The organism is Sandaracinaceae bacterium (assembly GCA_016706685.1).
Classification (GTDB): Bacteria; Myxococcota_A; Polyangia; order Polyangiales; family Houyiibacteriaceae; genus JADJJE01.
Genome location: JADJJE010000002.1, coordinates 102,511 through 125,883, shown reverse-complemented (window position 1 = coordinate 125,883; position 23,373 = coordinate 102,511). Strand labels below are relative to the sequence as shown.

Annotated in this window: 19 protein-coding genes; 7 read left to right on the top strand and 12 right to left on the bottom strand. The window is 72.4% G+C overall.

Translation table 11 applies throughout. From position 1 onward, the window contains the following. Nucleotide 1 precedes the first annotated feature (1 nt). Nucleotides 2-334, top strand: coding sequence for a DUF3368 domain-containing protein (locus IPI43_04070; protein ID MBK7773302.1), 333 nt, complete (start codon nt 2-4; stop codon nt 332-334). A gap of 41 nt (nt 335-375) precedes the next feature. After that, nucleotides 376-1,572, top strand: a complete 1,197-nt coding sequence (locus tag IPI43_04065) for a hypothetical protein (GenBank protein ID MBK7773301.1) — start codon at nt 376-378, stop codon at nt 1,570-1,572. Between the two features lie 27 nt (nt 1,573-1,599). On the opposite strand, the gene IPI43_04060 is transcribed toward IPI43_04065, so the two are convergent. The 6 genes from IPI43_04060 to IPI43_04035 all read right to left on the bottom strand — a co-directional run bounded on the left by IPI43_04060 (nt 1,600) and on the right by IPI43_04035 (nt 11,709). Next, nucleotides 1,600-2,337, bottom strand: coding sequence for a metallophosphoesterase family protein (locus IPI43_04060; protein MBK7773300.1), 738 nt, complete (start codon nt 2,335-2,337; stop codon nt 1,600-1,602). A gap of 104 nt (nt 2,338-2,441) precedes the next feature. After that, complete coding sequence (locus IPI43_04055) at nt 2,442-4,859, bottom strand: hypothetical protein (protein ID MBK7773299.1); 2,418 nt, start codon at nt 4,857-4,859, stop codon at nt 2,442-2,444. 40 nt (nt 4,860-4,899) lie between these two features. After that, a complete protein-coding gene (locus tag IPI43_04050) occupies nt 4,900-5,487 on the bottom strand; it encodes a hypothetical protein (GenBank protein ID MBK7773298.1) in 588 nt (195 codons plus the stop codon). 60 nt (nt 5,488-5,547) lie between these two features. Then, nucleotides 5,548-6,351 carry a M15 family metallopeptidase gene (locus IPI43_04045; GenBank protein ID MBK7773297.1) on the bottom strand — a complete coding sequence of 268 codons (804 nt, stop codon included), beginning with the start codon at nt 6,349-6,351 and terminating at the stop codon, nt 5,548-5,550. Between the two features lie 215 nt (nt 6,352-6,566). Then, nucleotides 6,567-9,146 (bottom strand): hypothetical protein, encoded by a 2,580-nt coding sequence (locus tag IPI43_04040; protein MBK7773296.1) that lies wholly within the window; start codon nt 9,144-9,146, stop codon nt 6,567-6,569. Then, entirely contained in the window at nt 9,130-11,709 is a 2,580-nt protein-coding gene (locus tag IPI43_04035) for a hypothetical protein (protein MBK7773295.1), read from the bottom strand. Before IPI43_04035 ends, IPI43_04040 begins: the two co-directional genes overlap by 17 nt. Before the next feature lie 247 nt (nt 11,710-11,956). Between IPI43_04035 and IPI43_04030 the strand changes: the two genes are divergently transcribed. Next, the gene (locus IPI43_04030) at nt 11,957-12,643 is read left to right on the top strand and encodes a hypothetical protein (protein ID MBK7773294.1); all 687 of its coding nucleotides are present in this window, start codon (nt 11,957-11,959) and stop codon (nt 12,641-12,643) included. Nucleotides 12,644-13,004: 361 nt separating this feature from the next. Here IPI43_04030 and IPI43_04025 read toward each other — a convergent pair whose 3' ends face one another. After that, nucleotides 13,005-13,322, bottom strand: a complete 318-nt coding sequence (locus tag IPI43_04025; protein ID MBK7773293.1) for a hypothetical protein — start codon at nt 13,320-13,322, stop codon at nt 13,005-13,007. 153 nt (nt 13,323-13,475) lie between these two features. On the opposite strand from IPI43_04025, the gene IPI43_04020 reads away from it, so the two are divergent. Next, complete coding sequence (locus IPI43_04020; protein MBK7773292.1) at nt 13,476-14,264, top strand: glucose 1-dehydrogenase; 789 nt, start codon at nt 13,476-13,478, stop codon at nt 14,262-14,264. Further along, nucleotides 14,264-14,959: an EthD domain-containing protein gene (locus tag IPI43_04015; GenBank protein ID MBK7773291.1), complete on the top strand. Its 696-nt coding sequence runs from the start codon at nt 14,264-14,266 to the stop codon at nt 14,957-14,959. The genes IPI43_04020 and IPI43_04015 overlap by 1 nt, the downstream gene beginning before the upstream one ends. On the opposite strand, the gene IPI43_04010 is transcribed toward IPI43_04015, so the two are convergent. The 4 genes from IPI43_04010 to IPI43_03995 are packed head-to-tail and all read right to left on the bottom strand — an operon-like array spanning nt 14,946 to nt 21,562. After that, nucleotides 14,946-16,928, bottom strand: a complete 1,983-nt coding sequence (locus IPI43_04010) for a hypothetical protein (GenBank protein ID MBK7773290.1) — start codon at nt 16,926-16,928, stop codon at nt 14,946-14,948. The two genes, IPI43_04015 and IPI43_04010, sit on opposite strands and share 14 nt — an antisense overlap. A 1-nt stretch (nt 16,929) precedes the next feature. Then, nucleotides 16,930-17,940 (bottom strand): AAA family ATPase, encoded by a 1,011-nt coding sequence (locus IPI43_04005; GenBank protein MBK7773289.1) that lies wholly within the window; start codon nt 17,938-17,940, stop codon nt 16,930-16,932. Between the two features lie 44 nt (nt 17,941-17,984). Next, the gene (locus tag IPI43_04000) at nt 17,985-20,192 is read right to left on the bottom strand and encodes a transglutaminase domain-containing protein (protein MBK7773288.1); all 2,208 of its coding nucleotides are present in this window, start codon (nt 20,190-20,192) and stop codon (nt 17,985-17,987) included. Beyond that, the gene (locus IPI43_03995; GenBank protein MBK7773287.1) at nt 20,189-21,562 is read right to left on the bottom strand and encodes a DUF58 domain-containing protein; all 1,374 of its coding nucleotides are present in this window, start codon (nt 21,560-21,562) and stop codon (nt 20,189-20,191) included. Before IPI43_03995 ends, IPI43_04000 begins: the two co-directional genes overlap by 4 nt. A 55-nt stretch (nt 21,563-21,617) precedes the next feature. Here IPI43_03995 and IPI43_03990 point away from each other — a divergent pair, with 55 nt between their 5' ends. Further along, nucleotides 21,618-21,935 carry a polyhydroxyalkanoic acid system family protein gene (locus tag IPI43_03990; protein ID MBK7773286.1) on the top strand — a complete coding sequence of 106 codons (318 nt, stop codon included), beginning with the start codon at nt 21,618-21,620 and terminating at the stop codon, nt 21,933-21,935. A 61-nt stretch (nt 21,936-21,996) separates the two neighbouring features. On the opposite strand, the gene IPI43_03985 is transcribed toward IPI43_03990, so the two are convergent. After that, nucleotides 21,997-22,575, bottom strand: coding sequence for a Uma2 family endonuclease (locus IPI43_03985; protein MBK7773285.1), 579 nt, complete (start codon nt 22,573-22,575; stop codon nt 21,997-21,999). Nucleotides 22,576-22,745: 170 nt separating this feature from the next. Here IPI43_03985 and IPI43_03980 point away from each other — a divergent pair, with 170 nt between their 5' ends. Then, on the top strand, nt 22,746-23,366 hold the full coding sequence (locus IPI43_03980) for an adenylate/guanylate cyclase domain-containing protein (GenBank protein ID MBK7773284.1): 621 nt from the start codon (nt 22,746-22,748) through the stop codon (nt 23,364-23,366). The last annotated feature ends 7 nt before the right edge of the window (nt 23,367-23,373 follow it).

Genomic DNA, 23,373 nt, shown 5'->3' with positions numbered 1-23,373 from the left:
GGTGCTGCATGCGGTCCAGTCAGCGTCCTGGCTCGAGTTGGCAGCAGACCCTGAAATCCATGACCTGAAGCTGGCCCCCGGCGAGACAGCTGCGATTCTCCTCGCGGAGGCGATGTCAGCGGATGCGCTGCTCATCGACGAGCGGCGGGGCCGCGCGGTCGCCAGCTCACGGGGCATCGCTGTGATCGGGACGCTCGGAATCGTCGCGGGCGCTAGGCGCCGCGGTCTGATCGAGTCGGCCGGCCCCGTCATCGCCGAGCTGCGTGTCGACGGGTTCTGGCTCGCGGATGCGGTGGTGACGGCGCTGCTTCGCGAGCTGGGGGAGGCGCCATGACGATGGTCCTAGTACGAGGTCGGAAACCAGACGCGACGGACTTGCTGCGCGACTCGGGGCTCCACACGTTGCCCGCCGCCGTGCGCATCGACGCGCTGACGGGCCTGGCGCGCGGCGTCCTCGAGCTCGCGAACCATGGCGACGTCCAGTCGCTCGCCATCAGCGGCGGCCTCTCGGCGGAGATGACCCGCTGGGCGCTGCGCACCACGTTCGAGAGCGTCACCCCTGCCGCGCTGACCGCGTTCCTGGCAAGCGCCGAGCTTCCGGGGCACCGCACGGTGCCGGTCGGGCTGGCTGCGGTCTTGCTGAGCGGCAACGTGCTGACCGCGCCGGCGCGCGCCCTGCTGCTGCCGCTTCTGATGGGTGTCCCCGTCGTGGCGCGCGTCTCCTCCCGTGAGCAGGCGTTCGCCGTGCTTCTCCACGACCTGCTCTCGGGTGGGTGTCCCTCCATGCAGTCACTCGCACGGGGCCTCGCGCTCGTGGCCATCGACCCCACCACGACCGATGGCGCGCATGCGCTCCAAGCGCTGCTGGGTGCGGTAGACGTGGTCTCCACGTACGGCAGCGACCACACCTGTGCGGAGGTCCGCCGCCAGCTTCCCCCCGGCGTCCAGGGTATCGAGCATGGTCATGGGCTTGGGGTGGGTGTCCTCGCAGCGAGCGCCAACGCGGACGACGACTCCGTGGACGCCCTCGCGGCCGCTTTCGCGTTGGACGTGGCCGCGTACGACCAGCGCGGCTGCCTCTCGCCGCAGGTCCTGTACGTGCAGGAGAACGGGTGGGTGTCCCCGCAGCGCTTCGCCGAGCGCCTGCACCACGCGCTCCGCCAGGTGGCAGTCACCCTGCCCCGCGGGCCAATCGATCACCACCTCGGCGCGCAGCAGCTGCAGTACCGCGGGGTGGGCGCGGCGCTGGGGCGCCTGTTCGAGGGCGACGGCTGGTCGGTCACCTACGAGGGTGAGCTGAGCGCGCGTCCGACGCCGGGCTTTCGCAACATCGCGGTGCACAGCTACTCGGAGCCGGCGGCGCTGAGGTCCAAGCTGGCCTCCCTGGGCCGTCACCTCAAGGTGGTGGGCCACGCGGGAGACTCAGACGCCCGGAAGCGGTTCGCGAGCGACCTGCCACCGTCCGTGGCGCCGCGCGTGTGCCCCCCAGGGCAGATGCAGACGCCGCCCTTCACGTGCGTGTGGGACGGGCTGCCCGCGTGGCACGGGCTGGTGCGCTACCAGGCTCGTTGAGGCGCGGCCGCTGAACGGCCTCGGACCTCAGACGCCGATGAACAGGCGGTTGCCGAAGTTCCGCTCGAGGCTGCTGTCGAAGATCTTCGATGCCGCCGACTCGATGTCGTACTCCACGCGCTTGAACTCGAACGTGCGCGCGTCGGAGTCGTAGATGGTGTAGCTGGCGCGGTTGTCGTAGTCGCGCGGCTGGCCCACGGACCCGACGCTGACGATGTAGCGCGTGCCCTTCTCCAGCTTGAACTTGGTGGCGGGCAGCTCCTGCACTTCGCCCGGACGCAGGCCGAACACCTTGCACAGGTGCGAGTGGCCGATGAGCGTGATGTCGCCCAGCTGCTCGAAGATGGCCAGGCACTCGCGCGCCTGCTCGGGCGCGAAGATGTACTCGAACTCCTCGAGCCGCAGCGGTGACCCGTGGCACAGGTGCAAACCGATGTCGTTGCGCTCCTGCTTGTACGGAAGCGCCTTGAGCCAAGCCATGTTCGCGGGGCTCAAGATGCCCGCGTGGTAGTCGAGCGCCTGGCGTGCCGCCTCGTAGTAGTACGAGTAGTCCATGCGCCCGGCGACCGCCGCGTCGTGGTTGCCGAGGATGGTGGCTACCGTGACGTCACGCACGATGTCCGCGCACTCGTTGGGACTGGCGCCGTAGCCCACCACGTCCCCCAGGCAGTAGAACTGGTCGATGGACTCGTTGGTGAACGCTTCCATCACGGCCGAGAGGGCCTCGATGTTGGCGTGGACGTCGCTGAAAATTCCGATGCGCATGCGTGAGAGCGTTCCGTGCCCCGAAGTGGGTGACTCCAGGGGCTCCCCTGACGGTACGTCAGTTCAGCCGCAGAATCCAGACGGAAGCGCGGATGCCGCTGTGTTCACCGCGGGCTGTCCGGGTGAAGCGCACGAAACAGCTTCTTCCCGAACTCGCGGGGGCCTGTCGGCGTCGTCGAGGCGTCGTAGAACTCGCGCAGGTGGCGCTCGATCGTGGCCATTCGCGGCCCCACCTTGCCCGCCACGGCGGCGATCTTGGGGTCCGGGGACCGTGTGAGCTCGTCCACACTGGACGCGAAGCCACCCTTGGCGAGGTAGGCCAGGACCAGCGCCGCACGGTCGGGCGGGATCGCATCGCGGGCCAACGCGTCCACGACCACCGCTTCGGCCAGCTCGCCGAAGGCTGCCAGCGCGCGCGCGAACTCCTCCCACAGCGAGGTGCTCTCACTGGCCACGAGCTCGAGCAGACCCGGGATGGCCGCCTCGGCCTGCAGGGACGCGAGTGTCAGCGCGGCCGCCTGTCGCACGAAGGTCTTCTTGGCGGACAGCGTCTCGAGCAGCGTGGGCACGATGAGCTCGCCCGCGCGCACGAGCGCGGGAACCAGCGTCACCACCTCCTCGCGGCGCATGTCGCGCAGCGCCATCCCGATGGCCTCGGTGTGCAGCGCCGGGTCGCGGCGCAGCAGCTCCGCCGTGGCCGCGCAACGATGGTTCGCGTGGCGGGTGAGCTCCAGCAGCGCAGCGATGTTGAGGGCCTCGAGGGCCCCGGGGTCGTGCGCCACGTCTTCTTCGTCCATGGCGTGGAGCACGTCCGCGATCGCTGGCGGAATCTCCACGGCGAAGGCCGATGCGGCGCCTCGCAGCGCGTTCCAGTTGCTGACCACGTCGGCGTCGCGCAGCCCGCCGCGATCTGGCTCCGAGGTGAGCGCCAAGAACGCCGTGAGCTGCTTCGCGACGATCTCGGCGGGCCCCTTCGCCAGGTCGCAGGAGACGGCCCACTGCATGAGCACAGGCGGCAGCGCGATGCCTTTCGCGAGCGCAGCCTCGACCACGGCCTGACACACCTGCTGGATGACGGGCTCGGGGACACCCAGGCCCAGGCGCACCCGGTCGCGGCGAGCGGGCTCGAGCCAACGGGCAATGCTGCGGATCTCGGTGCGCAGCTCGGCGGCGCTGGTGGACGTGCGGCGCACCTGGAACGGGTGCTCGGTCGAGTCGAGCGGGGGCGGCGCAGCCAGGGCACGCGCGACGGCGGTCTCCACGTCCACGGCGTTGGCGGCGGGCGCCGTGGGAAGGGCCAGCACGCGCGCCACGTTGGCCTCGCGGGCGGAGCGCAGCTCCACGCAGCGGACCGGGACGCGACCTTCGTGGAAGAACGCCACCGAGAGCACGAAGTCCTTCGCCAGCGCCCCGAGGAGGGCGCGGGGCGACGGAGACGCGAGGTCGGTGGCCAGACGCACGGCCTCGGCGCGGTCGGCCGTGAGGTCGGCGAGCGAGACCAGCGCCACCGAGCGGCCCCCGACGGTGGCGTGCTGGACCGCCGCGTCGATGCCGTCGCGCTCGAACACGCCCGCCCGCGTGCGCGCGAAGAGCCAGACGCGACCCTTGAAGAGACCGGCACGCAGGCGCCGCGCGTCACGCTCGAAGTCGGCCGGCGGGGCCACGCCCGGAGGGAGCTCGCGGGGCAGCTCGGCGAGCGTGGAGTACGACTCGGGGACAGCCACCAGATCGTCGTCGTCGAGGGTGAGCGGCTCGTCGTCGTCGGAGTCGTCGTCTTGGTAGGTGGTCACCCAGTCGGCGTCGACCAGGGCGAACTCCCCCGAAGATCCGTCGAGGAACGACTGGACCTGGGGCGCCGGGTCATCGTCCAGGTACTCCACCGCGTCCGCGTCGACGACCTCGGCGGCGGAGACCTCCGGGTGGGCGTCCTCGAAGACCTCCTCGACATCCTGCACGCTGGCCTCGGAGTCGAGCTCTTCCACCTCTTCGAGCGACGCGGCCTCGGCGTCGTCGACCACGTCCGTGGCCAGGTGGCTGAGCAGCTCGGGGGTCAGCTCCGGGCCCGTCTCGGCGAGCTCGTCCAGCTCGTCGTCGGTCACGCTCTCCACCAGCGGCGGCGGGAGGGTGGGCCTGTGCCACGCGAGCGCCGTGCGCAGCGCGGTGGGGTCCACCACCACGCGGAAGTCGAACGCGTAGGCGGGCACGCTGTCCATGGCCTCGAGCTCGCTCATCAGCGCGTGACGGGCCGTGATCTCGCGGTGGCGAGCCGCAGGAGGCACCACCAGCACCAGCGCCTGAGCCGCGCGTGAATGATAGACGTAGGGCTCCGCCAGGTCGGACCCGTCGGGCAGGCGGTGCAGCGTGCCCGAGAGCGCCATGCCGGCCAGCTCCGGGTCGCCGTCGGCGTCTACGACGCGCACCAGATCGAAGGGCTCGAGGCTCTCCGAGTCGAGCGCTCGTCGCAGGTGCACGCGCTCGATCCGAGAGCGCCCGAGAGGTCCTTCGGCATCGCGTTGAGTCACGTCAGCGGCACGCTACCACGTCGGCCCACATGTGTGGTGTTCAGTGCAGCTGACCGTCGCTGGGCAGCACCCCGGTGCTCAGCGTCGCTTCGTAGACCTCGTGGCTGAAGAACGGCGTGTCCTCCCCCGCCGACAGCGCCAAGTGGCTGAGCACCAGGTGGACCTGCTCGATGGTCTCGAAGCGCACGGTCAGCCGGAAGTAGTCGTCGTCGCGCACCCCGCCAAGAGCCTCCAGCGACGCCTGCACCGGCTCGCGGTCGCGCGGCAGCATCTGCAGGTGCGCCATCCAGCCCTCGGCCGGCGCCTTCAGGATGGACTCCACCACCATGCCCAGCGGGTTGAAGTGCAGGAACGCGTTCTCGAACTCGAGCCGGTACTGGTGGTAGTCCGTGCCCGGCGCGTGCCAGCGAGCCGCCCCCACAGAGCGGCGCACCACCTCGCCGAAGTAGGCCCCCGCCATGGGCGCCAGCAGCTCGATGACCTCGGCCTTGGTGCCCTGCGCCATGCTCACGTAGTGGTCGAGGATGGGCAGGGTGTCCTGCGTGAAGTCCAGCTCGATCCCGAGGGAACGTTGGACGGCAGCCACGCAGGCGTGCGCGAGATCATCGAGGTGAGCGTGGTCGGACATGGGTCTCGCTTCAGCACACCCACCGGCGCTCGGCAAGCGGGGCCGTGTGCACGGACTGACTCAGGGCGCGGGCGCGGGAGCTGCGGGCGCGGCCGCACCGGACGACCGCGCGATCAGGGCCGGGTCGCCCAGGAACTCGAAGTGCATGGTGTCCTGCAGGCGGTCGCGACCCAGCCAGTAGAAGCCGAAGCGCTCGAAGACGTGCACCCAGCACTCGGGCATGGCCATGCGCTCGTAGATGGAGTCGACCGGGCGCTGACACAGCGGGTGGTCGCCCCACTCGGCCACGCACATGCAGCACGTGTTCTCGGTGGGATCGATGTCGATGGCGATGCCGTACACGTGGTTGCTGACCTCACCGTTGTGATAGGTGTTGCGGTCGCGAATGCCCGAGAGGCGCCGCGGCGTGTAGGCCGGCTCGGTGCACTCCGCGCGGATCTGCTGCTCCACGCACGCCAGCGCCGGGACGATCTTGCTGTTGAGGCGCACGCGCAGCCCCATGAAGTCGGCACGCACGGCGTTGTCCATGGGCGTGGTGCGGTTGAGCGAGCGGCTCCCGAAGCCCGTGAAGTAACCGTACTGCTCCGTGCGGAAGTTCACCGAGCGCTGCGCCATCTGGCGGCGCTCACGGCGCTCGGCCTCGGGCATCTCGCGCGTGGTGGCCCAGTTGCTGCGGATCATGAAGTCCTGCGGGTCCTGGTAGTTGCACGCCGTGGTGTTCGCGGGGCGCGGCGGCACCGCGGCCGGGATGGGCGCAGGCGTGGGGCGCCGAGTCTGCCCGTGCGCTTGCCCGTAGCCGAAGCAGAAGCCAGTGGCGCCGGCCAGGAGCAGCAGCGCGGAGAGGGGTCGTGCGAGAGAGTGCATCGCGGGGGAGATACTCCAAGTTCGGGCGCGCATCCAATGCCCGGGGGCGCCGCTGGGTATTCGAGCGGCGCCCCCGGGGCCGAGAGCCGAGAGAGCCGGGCGCAGACGCGCCGACACAAGTCGGCATTCACCGGCCCCTCCGGGTGAGGGCTGCGGCTGAGCCACGGAGCGGGTGCGCGGCAGCACGGAGCCGCTCACGCGGAAGGGGCACCCCGTCAGAAGACCAGCACCACGTCCTCGCTGCCGCTCCCGCCCGCGCCGCCGGGCATGCCGGGCGAGAAGCCACCGCGGCCGCCACTGCCAGCCACACCCGCCTCGTCCACCATCGTTCCGTCGCGCAGGAGCTGCACGTACGCCGGGTCCACGCCGCTGCCCGTGAGCGCGAACGCGTGCGCGCCGCCGCCACAGCCGCCACCGCCGCCGCCGCCTGCGCCGCCGTCTCCGCCGTCACCGCCACGCCCGCCGTTGCGCGCGCACCAGAACGGGGCCACGCCGCCCGCCAAGCCGTCGCCGCCCTGACCGCCGCGCGCGCCCACACCGCCGTCGCCGCCTTCGCCGCCGCTCTCGGTCTGCACGCGCAGCTGCTCGAAGCGGGGCCCCTGCGCCAGGCCAGCACCCAGCCGCAGCAGGATGCCAACGGAAGCGCCGCCGCCGGAGCCGCCCTCGGCGCGGGGTGAGCCGCAGCCGCCGCTGCCACCACCGCCGCCGCCGCCGCCTGCGCGGTCCCCGCCGAAGCAGAAGCCGGTCCCGCCGATGACGGCGTAGCCCCCGCCAGAAGACCCGCCGCCGCCGCCCGCGCCATGGGTCCCGGGCGTGCCGTCCGCGCCCGAGCGGCCACGCAGGCGCCCGGTCACCGCGTCGAACTCCGGCGCTCCGCCGCAGCCCGGTCCGCCGCTGCCGTCCGCCCCGTGCGCGCCGTCGCGGCCGTCGTCGCCGTCGCGCTGCAGCGTGGGGTTGTCGTCGCAGAAGTTGCACGCCGCGCGGTTGGTGGGCGCGTCATAGGTGGTGGCTCCGGCTGCACCCGCGCCAGGCCCGCGACCGGCCTGCGCCGCCGGGTTGGGGGACGCCAGCGCCAGCACCGTGGCGATGTCGCACACGCCGCCGCTGGTGAAGTCCGTGCAGCCCGCGTTCGCGCACGGGAAGCCGTTGGTGCACGCCAGCCCCACGCAGCTCTCGTCCGCGCCGCGCCCGCCCGACACGTCGGAGGCGCCGCAGCGCTGCAGCCCGGCCGCGCCGCCGCTCACGGGCCGGCACGTGCCGTCTCCCGTGCCCCGCCCACCGGTCGCGCCGTCTGCGCCTTCGAGCTCTGCGAGCGAGGCCAGGCCCGGATCCAGCTCCGGGAGGTTGTCGCTCGAGTCGTCGCCCTCCACGCCATCTTCGCCGCGCCCGGCGATCACGCTCAGGTTGCTGAAGACCACCTCGGGGCCGCAGCCGTCGAGGTACACCGCCGTGCTGCCCTGGCCGGGCCCGCTCGCGTCGGAGCCGCGCACCGTGAAGCCCTCCACGCGCGTGGCCGTGCGCACGTTCTGGCAGAGCAGCACGGGCTGCCCCGGCGCGTCCGGGCGCTCGAGGGTCACGGGGTAGAGCCCCAGGTCACGGTCGCGGAAGTCCACGCGGTAGCCGCCGAACACGTCCACGCCGGGCACCATGGTCACCAGGCCCGCGTACACGCCGCCTGCCACGAGCACGTCCTTGTTGGCCATGGCGCCGCGCTGGAGCGCTGCGCCCACCGTGCGCATGGGCTGCACCAGCGTCCCGGGGTTGGCGTCGTTGCCCGTGGGCGTCACGTGGATGAACGTGTCGTCGTCGTCGGTCACGCCGTCGCAGTCCGCGTCGCCGCCCACCACCGGCGGCGGCCCCTGGCCGTCCCAGCGCTCGCACTCGCAGCCGTTGGCCACCAGTCCGTCCACATCCACGAAGCCCTCTTCACAGGCCACGTCGCACCGCGCGTCGAGGCCATCGGGGCCCGGCGAGGGCAGCCCCACACACATGGCCACCATGTTCGGCCCGGGCGGCGCGCAAGGCGTGTTGCAGGCACCGCAGTGGAGCGGGTCACGCGCAAAGCGCCCGAGCTCGTCCAGGAAGTCCTCGTCCACCCGCCCGTCGCAGTCTTCGTCCTCGGCGTTGCAGGACTCGGCCAGCACCGCCACGCACTGCCCGAGGCCGCCCGGTTCGCACGGCTGCTCGCCCGCGCACACGTCGCCGCTCGGGCTGGTGAGCAGGCACGCGAAGCGCGCGTCCACGTCCACGTCGGCGCACTCGCAGGTGCCCGAGTTGGGGATGCAGGCCCCGTCCTGGCACGCGAGGCCCGGAGCGCAGCCCTCGGCGCAGGGCTCGAAGCAGCGCGCGTCGCCACTGCCCAGCGTGCGGCACACGGAGCCCGGCAAGCGCAGCGCGCAGTCGGTGTCTGCCGTGCACGGCGCACAGGCCACCGGCACGTCCGGCACGCAGCTGCCCGCGTCGGCGCGGTGGAAGCCCGGCGGGCAGCTCACCAGCACGCAGGTGGGCACGCCCTCCATCACATCACAGGCGGTCTCGAGGGCCGTGGGGAACACGGCCGCGCAGCTCACGCCGCAGCCCCCGCAGTGCTCGGCGCTGACGTACAGCCCTTCGTCCAGGAAGCCCTCGTCCACGCGGCCGTCGCAGTCGTCGTCGCCGTAGTCGCAGGTCTCGTCGCCGCAGCGGTGAGCCCGAAAGCAGCCCGACGCGAGCGCGCCGAGCGAGAGCATGCACAAGCCCAGCGCCCATGCCGAGACACCGCGTGGCGCGAAACCCAAGTCAGCGCGGGAGAACATCGAACGACCCTCCTGTGGCCCCGTCACCGCCCATGGCGGCGCCGCCTCCGCCGCGGCCCGCGCGGCCTCCCATGCCCACCGCGAAGGTGTTGAGCGGCCGGAAGCGCGCCGCGTCCGCGCTGCTGCCGCCCCAGATGCCCACGCTGGGCCCGCCACAGCCGCCACCACCGCCTCCGCCGTCACCGCCGCGCCCACCCGAGCCGCCGCGGCCACCCGAGAAGGGCCCGGCCAACGTGGGGGTGACGCGCTGGGCGAGCGGGATGGAGCCGCCCGTGGCGCCCGGGCTGCCGGCACCGCCACCGCCGCCCGCGCCGCCATCGCCGCCGCGCCCGCCGTCTGGGGAAGCCACCCGCGAGCCGCGCACCACCACGTTGGGGGCGCTCGCGTCGTCGATGTAGATGGCGATGGCCGGGCCGCCGCTGGTGGCCGCCGTGCCGGCACCGCCGCCGCAGCCTCCGGCGCCACCGCCACCGCCGCCACCGCCCAGTCCGTCCGCGAACTCGCACTGGTTGGGGAAGTACTCCATCTCGGCGCCGCCGCCCGCGCCTCCGCCACCGCCGCCCGAGGCCGCCGCGCCCGCGGTGCCATTGGTGGAGGTGTCAGGCACCCACACGCCATCCTCGAAGCGCCCGAGCGCGTTGGTGCAGCCGCGCCCAGCCATGCCGGCCGAGCCATTGCCGCCCGCCGAGCCGGGACTCGGGCCCGTGAACTCCGTGGGGACCACGAAGTCGGCCAGCCCGCAGCACACCGCCGTGGGGCAGCTCGAGCCCACCACCGGGCCGCGCGAGTCTTGGCCGCCGTCGCCACCCTGGCCGGGCGAACGGCCCTGACCGCTCGCGCCGCGCGGCTGGAACGCCGCGAACGACGGGCAGCTCGCCGAGGCGCCGTCCCCACCAGCGGTGCTCTGGCCGTTGCAGGAGTGGCGCCCACCGTTACCGCCATCCACGAGGTTCTCGCTGCCGCGTGTGCAGGTGCGGCTGCTCTCGACGGCCCCGCGTGGTGGGTCGCCAGCGAGGGGTGACGCGGAGGGCGAGGCGCCGGCTTGTCCAGCGACGCCGCTCGCGCCGCTGCCTGGAACGCCCGGGCGAATGTCCAACGTGTCGAGACGCACGCTGCGGCCGCCCGCCGTGCACGCGAGCCAGATGGCCACGGTGGGCGAGGACGGCGCGATGGCGTCGCGCCCGCGCACGCTCAGCCACTCCACCACGGTGTCCCCGCTCGCGCAGTCGGTGGACGCCAGGGCCGCACCGCCGGGCAGCGGCGAGTCGAGCGGCGCGCGCAAGATGGTGGTGAAGCCCTCGGGGTCGAGCGCCAAGAAGTCGCGCCGGTAGCCACCGTGCAGGCGCACCCCGCTCGGCAGCGCCAGCGCCTCCACGTAGGTGCCGCTCGCGATGAACACGTCTGCGCGGCCCTCGTCGAGCGCGCGCAGCAGCGCGGCGCCCACCGTGGCGAGCGGCCGTGTGGGTGAGCCCGGGCCGGTGTCGCTGCCGTCGGTGGCCACGTAGAAGCTGCGCGGCACTTCGCCGTCGGCGCCGTCGCAGTTGACGTCCAGCGCCTGGCCCACGGCGCCCACGGGGCCGGGCACGTCATTCAGCGCGCTCACGGTGCACTCGCAGCCGGTGGCCACGTCGCGGTCGCCGTCCACGCGGTCTCCCGGCTGGATGCCGTCGAGCGTGTCCGGGCAGCTCAACACACAGGTGGGCGCGAACGGGTCGCCACCGCACACCAGGTCGCCCTCGGGCACCGGCGAGAGCGAGCAGTCCACGCCGCACGCGCCGCAGTGGTGCAAATCAGCATAGCCGCCGACCGCGTTGCGGAAGTCTTCGTCCACCTCGCCGTCGCAGTCGTCGTCGCTCTCGTTGCAGGCCTCGGCGGGCGCCACGCACTCGGACAGCACGCCCGCGCTGCACACCGCGCGGCCCGGGCAGCGCACCATGTCGGGCGGGGGCAGCGGGTCTTCGGGGGCAGGCGCACCGGCGTCGGGGCCGGGCACCACGCAGGCCAGCTCGAAGAAGTCGCCCGGCTCACAGCGGCAGCTCCCGCCGGAAGGAACACACGTGCCGTCCTCTTGGCAGGCATACCCGCTGGGGCAGCTCACTTCGCAGTCCACCGCGCAGCGCAGCTCGCCACCCACGTCTGCGCAGCGGGCCAGCGCGCCGGGCCCGCAGTCTTCGTCCACCGTGCACGGCAGGCACAGGTAGTCATAGGCGGGCACGCACGTGCCGGTGCGCGAGGGCCAGAAGCCGGGCACACAGCGCGTGGCGCCACACACGGGGTTCTCGTCCACCAGCAGGCAATCCATCTCGAGCGTCAGCCCGTTGGGGACCACGCACTCGGTCCCGCAGGCGCCGCAGTGCCGCGGGGTGATGTAGCGCCCCAGCTCGTCACGGAAGTCCTCGTCCACGTTCCCATCGAAGTCCTGGTCGAGCCCATCGCAGCGCTCGTCCTCGGGCACCCGCTCGGTGACGCTCGAGTCCACCCCGTCGTCGAGGAGGGTGCGCGCGCCACAGCCGAGCAGGAGCTGACAGGACAGGAAGCAGGAGAGGGCAACGGCCGCGCGCATGGTCTCGGGCATTATGCCGACTGAAAATGCGATCGCCCACCTTGCCTTACCGTCCCTAAATTAGGTATACGAGTCCCTTGATAGGAATCATTTAGGGTGTCAGCATGCCGTCAGATGGTGTCAATCGCCCCCGAAACGGCAATCACCACGGTAAACCATGACTCACAAGCCTGCCTTTCTCGTTGTTGCGACCCGCAGTAGTGCCCGGCGACTCGGAGCGCGCCTGTCCACCCATGCGCTGACCGAGGTGGTCTCCTCCGTGACGGAGGCGCGCGCGCTGCTGCGCACCCACGAGCGCTGGCTGGGCTGGTGGGTGGAGGGGCTGCGTGACCACGACGCCCTGCTCGCGCTCTGGCGCTCCCGTGCCCCCGGGGCGCCGCCGCCTCCGGTGCTGCTGATCGGCGACACCCGCCCCGAGCTGGACGCCGCAGCGCTTCCTCACCGCTGGCTTCCCAAGAGCGCCCCCCGCGCCGAGGAGCGCTACTTCCTGGGCTACTGCCTGGCCTACGAGGTCAGCGGGCGCGGCCTGGTGGCGGCCGCCGTCGAGAACCTGGGTCGCGAGCACGAGCTGACCGCGCGCCAGATGGAGCTGACGGCCATCTCCACGCTGCCGCAGGGCCGCGACGACATCCTGCGCGGCCTGGGCGTCTCGCCGAACACGCTCAAGACGCGCGTGCGCCAGCTGCTCCGTGTGCTGCAACACGACACCCTCGACAGCCTGGGCAAGACGGTGCTGCGCAGCGCCCTCGACCTGGCCCCCGTGCCCCAGACGCCGCACGGCGTGCCGCTGCACGTGGCGCGGCCGCCTCTCGCGGGTCTGCTGCCGGCCCAGCGGCTGCCGCGCGAGGTGGTGGAAGAGGTGCCCGTGGCGCCACCGGTGCGGAAGCGGCCCGTCGCTCCGGCGTCGCCGAGTCGCGCGTTGACGTGGTCGTAGGCGTACTCGTGCTCGTTGACGTGCTCGTGCTCGTGCTCGTACTCGCCCGCTCCACTCCGCCGAGGGAACCGGTCGAGTCGCCGCGGCTGACAGGGCGCGTCGCGTCGCAGCCGCATGCGGCTGGGTGATGCAGTGGGCGGCAGTGCTCGACTTCGTTCGCCTTTGGGACGTCGGGACGGACAAGCAGCGTCGCCAGGCGGTCGAGCTGCTGGGGCGGATGGTGTCGAAGCTGTCTCGGTAGCCGGTGGGGGTGGTAGGGACGCGAGCACGAGCACGAGCACGTCAACGAGCACGAGTACGACCACGTCTACGTCTACGTGGGACACTGCTCGGGCGGTTGATGCCCATCCCCTGCGCGTGCCTACCCCTCCGAGTCGTCCGACTCGATGGTGTAGGTGGCCAGCGTGATGCGCCCGTCGTGCCCCTTGCCCAGAAAGTCGCCGCTCTTCTCGCGGGCTTCCTTGGCCTCGCGGCGCGCGCGCTGGACCTCGCCGATGAGAAACGCCACGTCCTCGTAGCTGGCCGCGAGCTCGCGGGCGACCTGCTTGTCCGCCGTCTCGAGCAGGGCGCGCCCGTGTGCATCGCGGACCACCCAGCGCGGGTCACCGCCGTCCACGCGCCACGGGCCCACCGGGAGCCCGTCCCAGCGCTTCTGGATCTCTTTCACACGGTCGAACATCCGCCGAAGATACCAGACGGCGGAGCTCCGGTGGGGGCTTCGAGTGAGTGTCCTCGGAGCGCGCGGGCCCGGACGTTACAGGGCGCGCCCGATGGGTGTCCTCGCTGGACAGGTTGGGCTCGCTGCCGGGAAAAGGGCGGTACACTCCCGCGCATGATTCTCGACCGATTTCGGATGGACGGGCGCGTGGCGCTCATCACGGGCGCTGGCAAGGGCATCGGACGCGGCATCGCGCTGGCGTATGCAGAGGCGGGCGCCGACGTGGTGGTGGCCGCGCGCACGCTGGCCGACGTGGAAGAGGTGGCCGAGGCCGCCCGCGCGCTGGGCCGCCGCGCCACGGCCATTGCCTGCGACGTGACCGACCGCAGCCAGCTGGAGGCGCTGGTGGCGCAGACCATCCGGGACCACGACCACCTGGACGTGCTGGTGAACAACGCCGGCGGCGCGCCGCACGTGCCGCTCCTGCGCACCAGCGAGCAGGTCTTCGAGGACGCGCTGCGCTTCAACGTCACGCAGGCGTTCCTGCTCTCGCGCCTGGCCGCGCCGCACCTCTTGGCCACGGGCCGGGGCTCCATCGTGAACATCTCGAGCTCGCTCGGGCGCATCGTGGGGCGCGGCTTCGTGGCCTACGGCACCGCCAAGGCGGCCCTCCAGCACATGACCCGCCTGATGGCCAACGAGCTGGCCCCCAAGGTGCGCGTCAACGCCATCTGCTGTGGCGCCATCGAGACCGAGGCGCTCGGGAAGTTCCTGGCGAACCCGGCCGTACGAGATGGTCTGATCAAGCGCACCCCGCTGCGCGCCGTGGGCAAGGTGGAAGACGTGGCCTGCACGGCGCTCTACCTGGCCTCCGACGCGGGCAGCTATACCACTGGGCGGATCATCGCCGTGGATGGCGGGATCGAGATCAGCAACACCCCCTTCGACATCCCGGACTTGTGATGACCCAACGCTACTGCTTCGTGCTCTCTCGCCCGGTGGGCGCCTCCCTCGAGGCGTTCTCGCAGGCGCTGCTCGGTCCCACGGCCAAGGCCCTCGAGCGCTTTCGTCCGCTTTCGCTCAGCATCGACGTGGCGCTGCCGCCCGACAGCGGCGCGGCGCTGAACGCGAAGCGCGACGGGGACGGCGCCATCTTGAGTGGCCTCGTGAGCGCCACCCTCGCCGAGCGCGGCGATGCGCTGGCCATGATGAGCGTGCTGGACCCCACCGGGAAGTACGTGGACGGCTACGCCGTGTCGCAGGACATCCCGCGCGACTACGAGCGCACGTGGGAGCTGGGCACCGCGTCCCCCGGCGTGCGGCAGGTCACGTTCCTGCGGCCCAAGCCCGGCCTCGCGCAGGCCGACTTCATGGAGCACTGGCACGGCAAGCACGGCCCGCTGGCCCTCGAGATCCACCCCATCTGGCGCTACGACCGGAACGCGGTGCTCAACGGCCTGACGGAGCACACGCCCTCGCTCGCGGGCATCGTGGCGCTGCACTTCCGCGAGCTGGCCGACGCCACGGACCCGAAGCGCCTCTACGGCGGCGACGACGCGAACATGGGCCGCATCTACGAAGACGTGCGCTCGTTCCTGGACATGAGCACGCTGCGGGTGATGCTCATGCGCGAGCACGTGTTGATCACGGAAGGGTGATCTCGGGCGCGGGCCCGAACAGCGTCTCGAGCGGGTTGCGCGTGCTCTGGCTGCTGCCGTCGAGCGAGTTGATCTCGGCCTGCGACATGTCCACGCGCGGCGCGAAGACGTCGGTGTGGAACGCGTCCACCAGGCGCTGCGCGAGCGTCTGCACGCTGTCGGCGTCGTTGGTCACGCTGGCCTCGCCGCAGCCGAACACGCGCTCGGCGCCTCCGAGCAAGCAGACGCGACCACCCGCCGCGCGCACGTCGACGGACACCGTCAGCGGCGCGTCGGACGTCACGTGGAAGCGCGGGCTGCGGCGGACCGCGTCTGCCACCTCCTCGGCCACGGCATCACCCTGCACACGCAAGCGCACCGGGATGGCGGCCTCGAGCCGGCGGAACACGCCCGGGTCGGTGCCCAGCACCGCGTCGTAGTTCACGTCGAGGCCGGCCTGCGCCTGCAGCGCCATCACGCGCGCACGCAGCAGCGCTTCTCCCGTGCCGAGCCCCGCCAGGGCGCGCGCGGCGTAGCGCTGCACGGCCTCTTCGTCACCCTCCGCCAGCGCCACCTCGGCGTGCAGCGCGGCGTAGTACGGGTCGGCGGCCGCGCGCCCGTCGCCCGCGTCGGCGCGCACGATGGCCTCGTGCATCACACCGGGCCCGAACAGCTCCACGAGGTCACCCGTGAGCCACGGCGGCTGCACGCCGCTCGACGCGGTGCCGAAGCGCAGCAGCCCCACCAGCAGGTCGTCGTCTTCGGTGAGGATGCGCGTGACGGCGCGCCCGCTCAGGAAGGCCTGGGCCTCGAGCACCCACGCCTCGCCCTGCGCCAGCAGCCGCTCGTACCAGGGCTTGGCGGTGGCGCCCTCCACGCGGCTCTCGGCCGCCATGCGCCGCGCGCGCCGGTCCAGCAGCGCCGTCAGGCTGCGGTCCTGCGCCGGGTTGCGGCTGTTGTGCGCGCGCCGGTCGGGCGTGACCATGGCCTTGTCGGTGAGCCCGAGCGCCTGCTCGTGCATGCCCGTGACCAGCATGAACTCCGCGATGCCGCGCCGGCTCTCGTTGCGGTCTGCGTCGCGCGCGTGGGGCGGCCGCTTGCCCCGCCACGCCGCGATCTCGCTCAGCGCTTGCCCCGCCTCGGCGAAGCGCCCGGCGCGCGTGTAGAGCTCGGCCAGGTCGAGCCAGGGGTTGCCGTAGAGCGAGGAAGACGCCTCGGTGGCCTCGAGCAGCGCGCGCTCGGCCTCGGCCAGCTGGAACATGGTGCGCGCGGCCTCGGCGAAGTTCGTGAGGTCCACCACGGTGACGCTGCCCGTCTGGCGCGAGTGGGCCAGCGCTTGGCCGCAGGCGTCGTAGCTGGCGCCGTCACGGCCGGCCTCGAACTCGATGGCGCAGAGCGCGTTGAGCGCCACCATGACCTGCCCGGGGCCGTCCTCCGCGAGCCCGGCTCGTGCGGCGGCGCGCGCCTCGTCGTAGCGCCCCAGCTTCATGAGCGACCAAGCCACCTCGGCCACCATGCGCGGCTGGTAGCTGCGGTTGAAGCGCTCGATCAGCGCGATGCGCTCCGCGTGGTGGCCCAGGTCACCGTGCACGTTGGCCAGCTCTTGGATGATGCGCGCGTGCCAGATCCACGGCGCCGGGGTCTGCGGCTCCGGCCCGAAGCGCGCCTCGAAGTGCTGGCGCGCCAGGTTCGCGTGATAGAGCGCGCGCGGGAAGTTGGCCTCGGCGAAGTGCTGCGCGTAGGCCAGCACCAGGTGCCCGATGAACGAGGTGGGGTCGTCGGCCACGAGCGCCTCGCCCAGCTCGCGCGCGCGGATCATCTGGTTCTGCTCGACCATGAGGAACGCCTCCTCCTCGGCCGGGCTGAGCTGGGTCCACGGGGTGGGGGTGCCCTGCGCACGCGCGTGCTCGCCCAGCGCGCACAGGCCGCTGACCAGGATCAGCGAGGCGAGCGCGAGGGCGGCGATGCGAGCGTGGCGGGCGCGCAGCATGTCAGCGAGTCACCCGCGCCAGGCGCTCGAGCTGCGGGGTCAGCGCGTCGCGCAGGATGCTCTCCACGTTGGCCGCGCCGGGGGCCACCACCAAGCGGTGCCCGAACACGTGCGGCGCGATGGCGGCGAGGTCGTCGGGCGACACGTAGTCACGCCCCTCGAGCAGCGCGCGCGCCTGGAGCGCCGGCAGCATGAGCACCAGCGAGCGCGTGGAGGCGCCCTGCAGCGTGCGTGGGTCCGCGCGCAGCGCCCGCGCCAGGTCCACCAGGCAGTCGCGGAACAGCGGGTGGATCGTGACCGCCGAGCGCATGGTCTCGCGCGCCGCCAGCAGCTCACTGCGGCGCACCTGCGCCGTGGCACCGGCCCGCGCGAGCGTGGGGGTGGGATACGAAGCCAGCACCTCGATCTCGGCGTCGCGCGCGATGTGCTTCATGACCAGCTTGAACAGGAAGCGGTCGAGCTGCGGCGTGGGCAGCGGGTAGGTGCCCGCGAGGTCCAGCGGGTTCTGCGTGGCGATCACGAAGAAGAGCGCGTCGAGCGCGTGGCTGGTGTTGTCGGCGGTCACCTGCTTCTCGCCCATGGCCTCGAGCATGGCGGCCTGCACCTTCGGCGAGGTGCGGTTGATCTCGTCGGCCAGCACCACGTGCGCGAACAGCGGCCCCGGGCGGAACACGAAGCGCTGCGACTCCATGTCGAAGATGTTGGTGCCCGTGATGTCGCTGGGCAGGAGGTCCGGCGTGAACTGGATGCGCCGGAAGGGCGCGATGCCCTCGGCGAGGTCGTCGTCCGCGATGCCCTCACCGAGCGCGCGCGCCAGCGTGGTCTTGCCGGAGCCGGGGTAGTCCTCGAGCAGCACGTGGCCGTCGGCGAGCAGCGCCACCAGCACCAGGTCCACGATCTCGTCGCGGCCCTTCACGGCGGCGCGCAGGCGATGGCGCAGCGTGGTGATGACGGCGTGCGCGCGGTCGAGGTTGGCCGAGGCGGGAGAAGCGGGAGTGGTGTCGGTGGTCATGAGTGAGTTCGTGGGCGCGAGGGGCGATGAGAGAGGGGCAGCACTCAGCGGGTGCGCAGGAAGGACCAGGGGACGAGCCAGCCGAGCAGGCGCCGGCCGAGAGGGAACGCGCGGGCGTGCTCGCTGCGCACGCGCTGGGCCACGCTCAGCAGCTCGGCGCGGGGCACCTGCTGCGCGCGCGTGCTGCCGAGCGCGCGGCCCTCGGTGACAGCCGCCAGCTGGGCGAGGCTCGGGACCTGCGCCGCCACGCGCGCCGCAAAGGCCTCGCGGGTCTCGCCGGGCATGCGGCGAACGGCCACGTCGCTCAGCCGGTCGAGCGCCGCGCGGTGCAGCACGAGCGCCAGCTGCGGGTCGCTGGCGAAGCGCGGGGCCAGGCGGCGCCACAGCTTTGTGAGATAGAGGCTCACCAGCAGCGCGATCAGGGTGGCGAGCGCACCCCAGCCCAGCGCGGGCAGGAACTCCCGGAGCCACGCCACCGCGTCGGCCACGTCGTCTTCGGCGTCGGGCGGGGCCAGCGTCTGGCCGCGCGCCAGCTCGCCCAGCAAGCGCTGCAGGTCCGGGTCGGGCGGGGGCGCGGGTGGGTCCAGCGTCTGCTGCGGCGACACGTCGGTGACCACCCAGCCGAAGCCCTCGAAGTACACCTCGGGCCACGCGTGCGAGCTCTGCCCCGTGACCAGCAGCGCACTGCCGCCCTGGCGGTTGGACTCCGGGATGGCGTAGCCCGTGGCCACGCGCGCGGGCAGTCCGATGGACCGGAACAGGAACGCGGCCGCGTGCGAGAAGTGCACGCAGTAGCCCGTGCGGTCGCCGAACAGGAAGTGCGCGGTGGGGTCGTCGGCGCTCGCGTGCTGGCTGCGCTGGCTGTAGATGCCGTGCTCCCCCAGCCACTCGGTGATGGCGAACACCTTGGCGGCGTCTTGGTCGCGCATGTCCGCGGGCACGCGCTCCGCGATGATCTGCTCGGCCAGCTCCCGATAGCGCGGGTCGGCCGGCGCCTGCGTGTACTCGTCGAGCGCCTCGCTGCTCCAGGTGCGCGCGCCCGTGTCGGCTTCCAGCAGCGAGAAGTAGTCCGCGATCATGGCCGCGGAGGTCACGTGGTAGGCCACGCGGAAGCGCGACGGGTCCGGGTTGGGCGCCGGCCGCAGGCGCACCGCCGACTCGAGCGCGAAGGGCAGCGTGTGGTCCGCCAGCAGCGCCACCGTGGTCTCCACCTCGCGGCGCGTGGCGTTCAGCGGTGGTGGATCACGCACCGGCGTGGACTCCACCGGGAAGCCCTGCACCAGGTCGCGGTCCACGTCGGCCAGCGTGCTCGCCACCAGGCGCCTCCCGTTCCACTGGCTGAACGCGCCCTGCCGGAAGTAGTACACACCGGCCGGGGCCGAGTAGTCGTCGCGGAAGATCACCACGCCCACCGGCACGTCGCTCTGGTCGCCCTCGTAGTTGTCGCGGAACTCCGGCGAGTCGGGGCTCCCAGAACCGCTGCCACCGCTCTGCCCGCCTTGGCCTTCGCGCTCCTGGTCGCCACCGGGGCCGCCCTCGTCCTCGCGCAGGCCCAGCCCTCCCCCGCTCTCGGGCGGCGTGGGCATGCCCACCATGCGCGTGGTGAACGCCAGCAGCGCGAGGAGGACACCCACCACCGCCACGTGCAGCACCAGCCGCCCGGCGCGCTCCTCGGCCAGCAGCGTGAGCGCCACCACCAGCGCAGCAGCCACGCCCACCCCAATGAACACCAGCGACGGGTCGCCGCCCGTGGCCAGGATGGGGTCCGCGATCTCGAACGGCCGGTTGATGGCCCCGTCGCGGTGCGCCACCACCAGCTGCGTGAACGCGAACACCGCCAGCAGCACCTCGAGCGCGGCAAACAGCGGCCGCCGCGAGGACAGGGCGCGCAGCCCGAAGGCGGCGCCTGTGAGGACACCCATCGCAAGCAGGGCGTCCGCCGCGCGGTAGGCGCCGGTGGGCCCGAGCAGGCCCGCGAGTGTGGTGGACCCGAGCAGCAGCGTGTGAAGCACGCCAGTGAGCAGCATGACCCCCAGCGCGAAGGCCAGCAGCGGCACGCTCCGGTACGCGCCCCGGGCCGCGCGAGCCCCGAGCGCCGCGCCGAGGCCGGCTCCGAGGGCAGCGCTCACCACGGCGGGCGCGCGGGCCAGCGGGACGGCCAGCACCGCGCCCACCACGGCGTACATGAGCACGCGCAGCGCCGTGGGCAGGTGGAAGCGCGCTCGCGCCGGCGGGGCGGTGGGCTCGCTCATGCGGCCTCCAGCGCAGCGTGCAGGTGAGCGTCGGACAGCACCTGCCCCGAGCGGCGGTCCACCACCACGCTGTCCACGCCCGCGGCCTGGAGCGTGGCGCGCAGCGCGTCGAGGGCGGCCAGGTCGTCATTCAATTGAGGGGCTGGGGTGCGCAACAAGCGGACAGCCAGCGGGTGGGGCGTGTGGCGGGACACTCCATCCACGCCGATGACCACGTGCACCCGCCCAGGCCGGGCGGCGGCGAGCTCCAGCAGGGACCCGAGCGAGGACACCCACTCGCCCGGGGTGGGGGGAGCGAACACCACGATGCGCGCCGGGCCGCGCAGCTCGGCCTCTTGGATGAACGGCTCGAGCAGGCTCGGGTGGGTGTCCCCGGAGGCGTCCCCAGCAGGCTTCGCGTGGGTGTCCCCCGAACGGACGATCGCCTCGAGCGCCGCCGGCAGGTCGCTCGCTGGGGTGGGTGTCCCGTCCGCGCCGAACAGCCAGTCCGCGCCCAGCGCCCCCTGCTCGAGAGCCACCCGCGCCGCCGCCGCGCTGGCTTCGTCACGCGGGCCCGCGATCAGGTACGCCACCGTGCGCGTGGTCTGCGTGAGCGACCGCTCGGGCTGGCGCACCAGCAGCTTCCCGGTGCGCGCGTAGATCTTCCAGTGGATGAAGCGCGCCGGGTCGCCCGGCTGGTAGCGCCGCAGCTCGATGCGGTCACCGTCCGCCGCGCCGAGCGGGTGAGCCTGCTCGTCCCCCGCCGCGAGCGACGTGAGCACCGGCATGCGCTCGAGCGCCCCGGGGTGCGGCCGCACGGCAAGCGACAGCTCCTGCCGCAGCCGGAACGCGAGCTGCGAAAGCCCCAGCACGTCGGACACCACCACGCGCCGCTCGATCACGCTGGCCTCACCGCGCCGCGCAAAGCGCACCCACTCCGCGTCGCGCAGCGGCCCCTCGTCCTGCAGCTCCCGCGGGCGCCCCGCCCAAGGCGACTCCACCAGCGATGCATGCACCGGCGCCACCAGCTCGTGCTGCACCCGGATGAGCGGCACGAACGTCCAGCGCGGCAGCACGAAGCCCGTGAGCGTGGGCGTCTCGGTCTGCGTCACCAGCACCTGCCCCTCGGGCGCGCGCAGCCGCACCTTGAGCACCACCGTGGCCACCACCACCAGCAGCAGGTCGAACGCCAGCAGCCCCAAGAGCGCATACGCCACCACCAGCCACACCAGGTCCAGCCGCGCAAACGCGAACACCCGCAGCCCCACCGCCGCCGCCAGCCCCACACACAGCCCGAGCGCCGTGAACGGCGTCCAGTCGCGCACGCGGCGCACCAGCCGGCCCACACGCGCGAAGCGGCGGGCCCAGGGCCGTGGAGAAGGAGCGCTCATCGGCCGGCACATTGACACGGGGGGCCCGGTCGGGAAACAACGAGAACCAACACCCATGATGAACCTCGAGCGCCGCTATTCCTTCCAAGATGACCAAGCCGTGGCGCGCCTGGTCGCCCTCACCGACTACTGGCACCGCAACTACGGGCTGACCGCCACCTGGACCGGCAGCGCCTGCCACGTGCACGGCAAGGTCAAGGGCGTGAAGTTCGACGCCCGCGTCACCGTGACCGGCGGGCTGGTGCGCGCCGACGTGGACGCCGGCTTCCTGGCCGAGAAGCTCGGCGGCCGGAAGTACGTGGAGGGCAAGCTGGAGGACTATCTGAACCCGGCGAGGAGCCTGGAGGAGCTGCGGGCGCGCGCTAGCGGGTGAGGCGCCAGGCCTCGAATCGCCCCGTACCACGCGCACGGCTGGAGCCGCCGACGCGCTCGCGCTAACCCCGCAACCCCGTGCTGTTCCACAAACGGACGAGATCGAGCGGGACCGCATCGAAGGGCGGGATGGCGGCAGCGAGCTCGTCCGCCCAGGTACCCAGCCACACCCAGCGGCCTGCGTTGAGCTCATAGGCTTCAACGCGACCTTCGACGGGCTCGACGAGCCACAGGTGCGCAACGCCGTGTGACGCGTAGACAGGCACCTTGATGAGGCGGTCGCGCTGGGTGGTCGATGGCGACGCCACCTCGGCGACCCAGTCGGGGACCACGCTGAAGCTATTCCCTGTGCGGGCCTCGGCGGGCAGGCGCTCGACTCGCCACGCGGCGAGGTCGGGTACCAAGACATCACCTTCCAGGTGAAGCTCGGGTTCATCCACGAAGAACCACCCACCAGGCCCGCCGCGACCGCGATCGAAGGGCGCGCCGAGGTCCATCCCCAAACCAGACGTGACCAGGGCATGCGGTCCGCCCGGACGAGGCTGCGTGTAGAGCTCGCCCGCGATGATCTCGCCCGTCACGTCCTCGGGCAGCGCGCATAGATCGTCGTACGTGGCGCGACGCTTGGCGGGCGACGTCATGCTTCGATGCTACGGGTCAGGGCGTTGCGCCGCAAGGACGGCCGCAAGCCTGGACATGGTCGGCGCTGGAGAGGTCCATCGCGCCTCCAGCAACGCCACCCAGCCGGAGACAGTTGCCGCGCCCACGAGAACCACGGTACACCCCTCCCCCAAAGGAGCCGGAACCGCTCATGACCAACTACGACCTACTCAAGGGCAGCGACGCGCGCTTGTGGGACCTGATCGAGCTCCGCACCAAGCCGGACGCCGACACGGACGCCGTCGACCGGCGCATCTGGGACCTGTTCGGCGAGCGCTGGGCCATCATGTTCACGGACCTGAGCGGCTTCTCGCGGCACGCGGCCAAGTTCGGCATCACGCACTTCCTGCAGATCATCCACGAGAAGAAGAAGATGCTGCTGCCCATCGTGGCGGCGCACGACGGCATCCTTCTCAAGGTCGAAGCCGACAGCTTCCTGATCATCTTCCGGCGCCCCGACCGCGCGCTCCAGTGCGCCATCGAGATGCAGCGCCGCTGCCAGCTCACCAACGAGCGGCGCCTCCCGGAGGAGCAGATCATCCTGTGCCTCGGCATTGGGTACGGCGACGTGCTACGCGTGGGGGACCACGACGTGTGGGGTCGCGAGGTCAACGCCGCCAGCAAGCTGGGCGAGGACACCGCGGGGCCCAACGAAATCCTGGTCACCGGGGCGGCGCAGGCCGAGCTGGGCGCCATCACCGGGGTGCGCTACGAGCTGATCGACGACAAGATTCCGGGCTCCGACGTGAACTACCGCTGCCTCTACCTCTGACCCCCGC

Excerpts from the sequence above, each read along its gene's own strand:
- IPI43_04050 (MBK7773298.1), bottom strand. The coding sequence starts at position 5,487 with ATGTCCGACCACGCTCACCTCGATGATCTCGCGCACGCCTGCGTGGCT.
- IPI43_04000 (MBK7773288.1), bottom strand. The coding sequence starts at position 20,192 with ATGAGCGAGCCCACCGCCCCGCCGGCGCGAGCGCGCTTCCACCTGCCC.
- IPI43_04045 (MBK7773297.1), bottom strand. The coding sequence starts at position 6,351 with ATGCACTCTCTCGCACGACCCCTCTCCGCGCTGCTGCTCCTGGCCGGC.
- IPI43_03995 (MBK7773287.1), bottom strand. The coding sequence starts at position 21,562 with ATGAGCGCTCCTTCTCCACGGCCCTGGGCCCGCCGCTTCGCGCGTGTG.
- IPI43_04025 (MBK7773293.1), bottom strand. The coding sequence starts at position 13,322 with ATGTTCGACCGTGTGAAAGAGATCCAGAAGCGCTGGGACGGGCTCCCG.
- IPI43_04035 (MBK7773295.1), bottom strand. The coding sequence starts at position 11,709 with ATGCGCGCGGCCGTTGCCCTCTCCTGCTTCCTGTCCTGTCAGCTCCTG.
- IPI43_03990 (MBK7773286.1), top strand. The coding sequence starts at position 21,618 with ATGATGAACCTCGAGCGCCGCTATTCCTTCCAAGATGACCAAGCCGTG.
- IPI43_04020 (MBK7773292.1), top strand. The coding sequence starts at position 13,476 with ATGATTCTCGACCGATTTCGGATGGACGGGCGCGTGGCGCTCATCACG.
- IPI43_03985 (MBK7773285.1), bottom strand. The coding sequence starts at position 22,575 with ATGACGTCGCCCGCCAAGCGTCGCGCCACGTACGACGATCTATGCGCG.
- IPI43_04015 (MBK7773291.1), top strand. The coding sequence starts at position 14,264 with ATGACCCAACGCTACTGCTTCGTGCTCTCTCGCCCGGTGGGCGCCTCC.
- IPI43_04040 (MBK7773296.1), bottom strand. The coding sequence starts at position 9,146 with ATGTTCTCCCGCGCTGACTTGGGTTTCGCGCCACGCGGTGTCTCGGCA.
- IPI43_04005 (MBK7773289.1), bottom strand. The coding sequence starts at position 17,940 with ATGACCACCGACACCACTCCCGCTTCTCCCGCCTCGGCCAACCTCGAC.
- IPI43_03980 (MBK7773284.1), top strand. The coding sequence starts at position 22,746 with ATGACCAACTACGACCTACTCAAGGGCAGCGACGCGCGCTTGTGGGAC.
- IPI43_04060 (MBK7773300.1), bottom strand. The coding sequence starts at position 2,337 with ATGCGCATCGGAATTTTCAGCGACGTCCACGCCAACATCGAGGCCCTC.
- IPI43_04010 (MBK7773290.1), bottom strand. The coding sequence starts at position 16,928 with ATGCTGCGCGCCCGCCACGCTCGCATCGCCGCCCTCGCGCTCGCCTCG.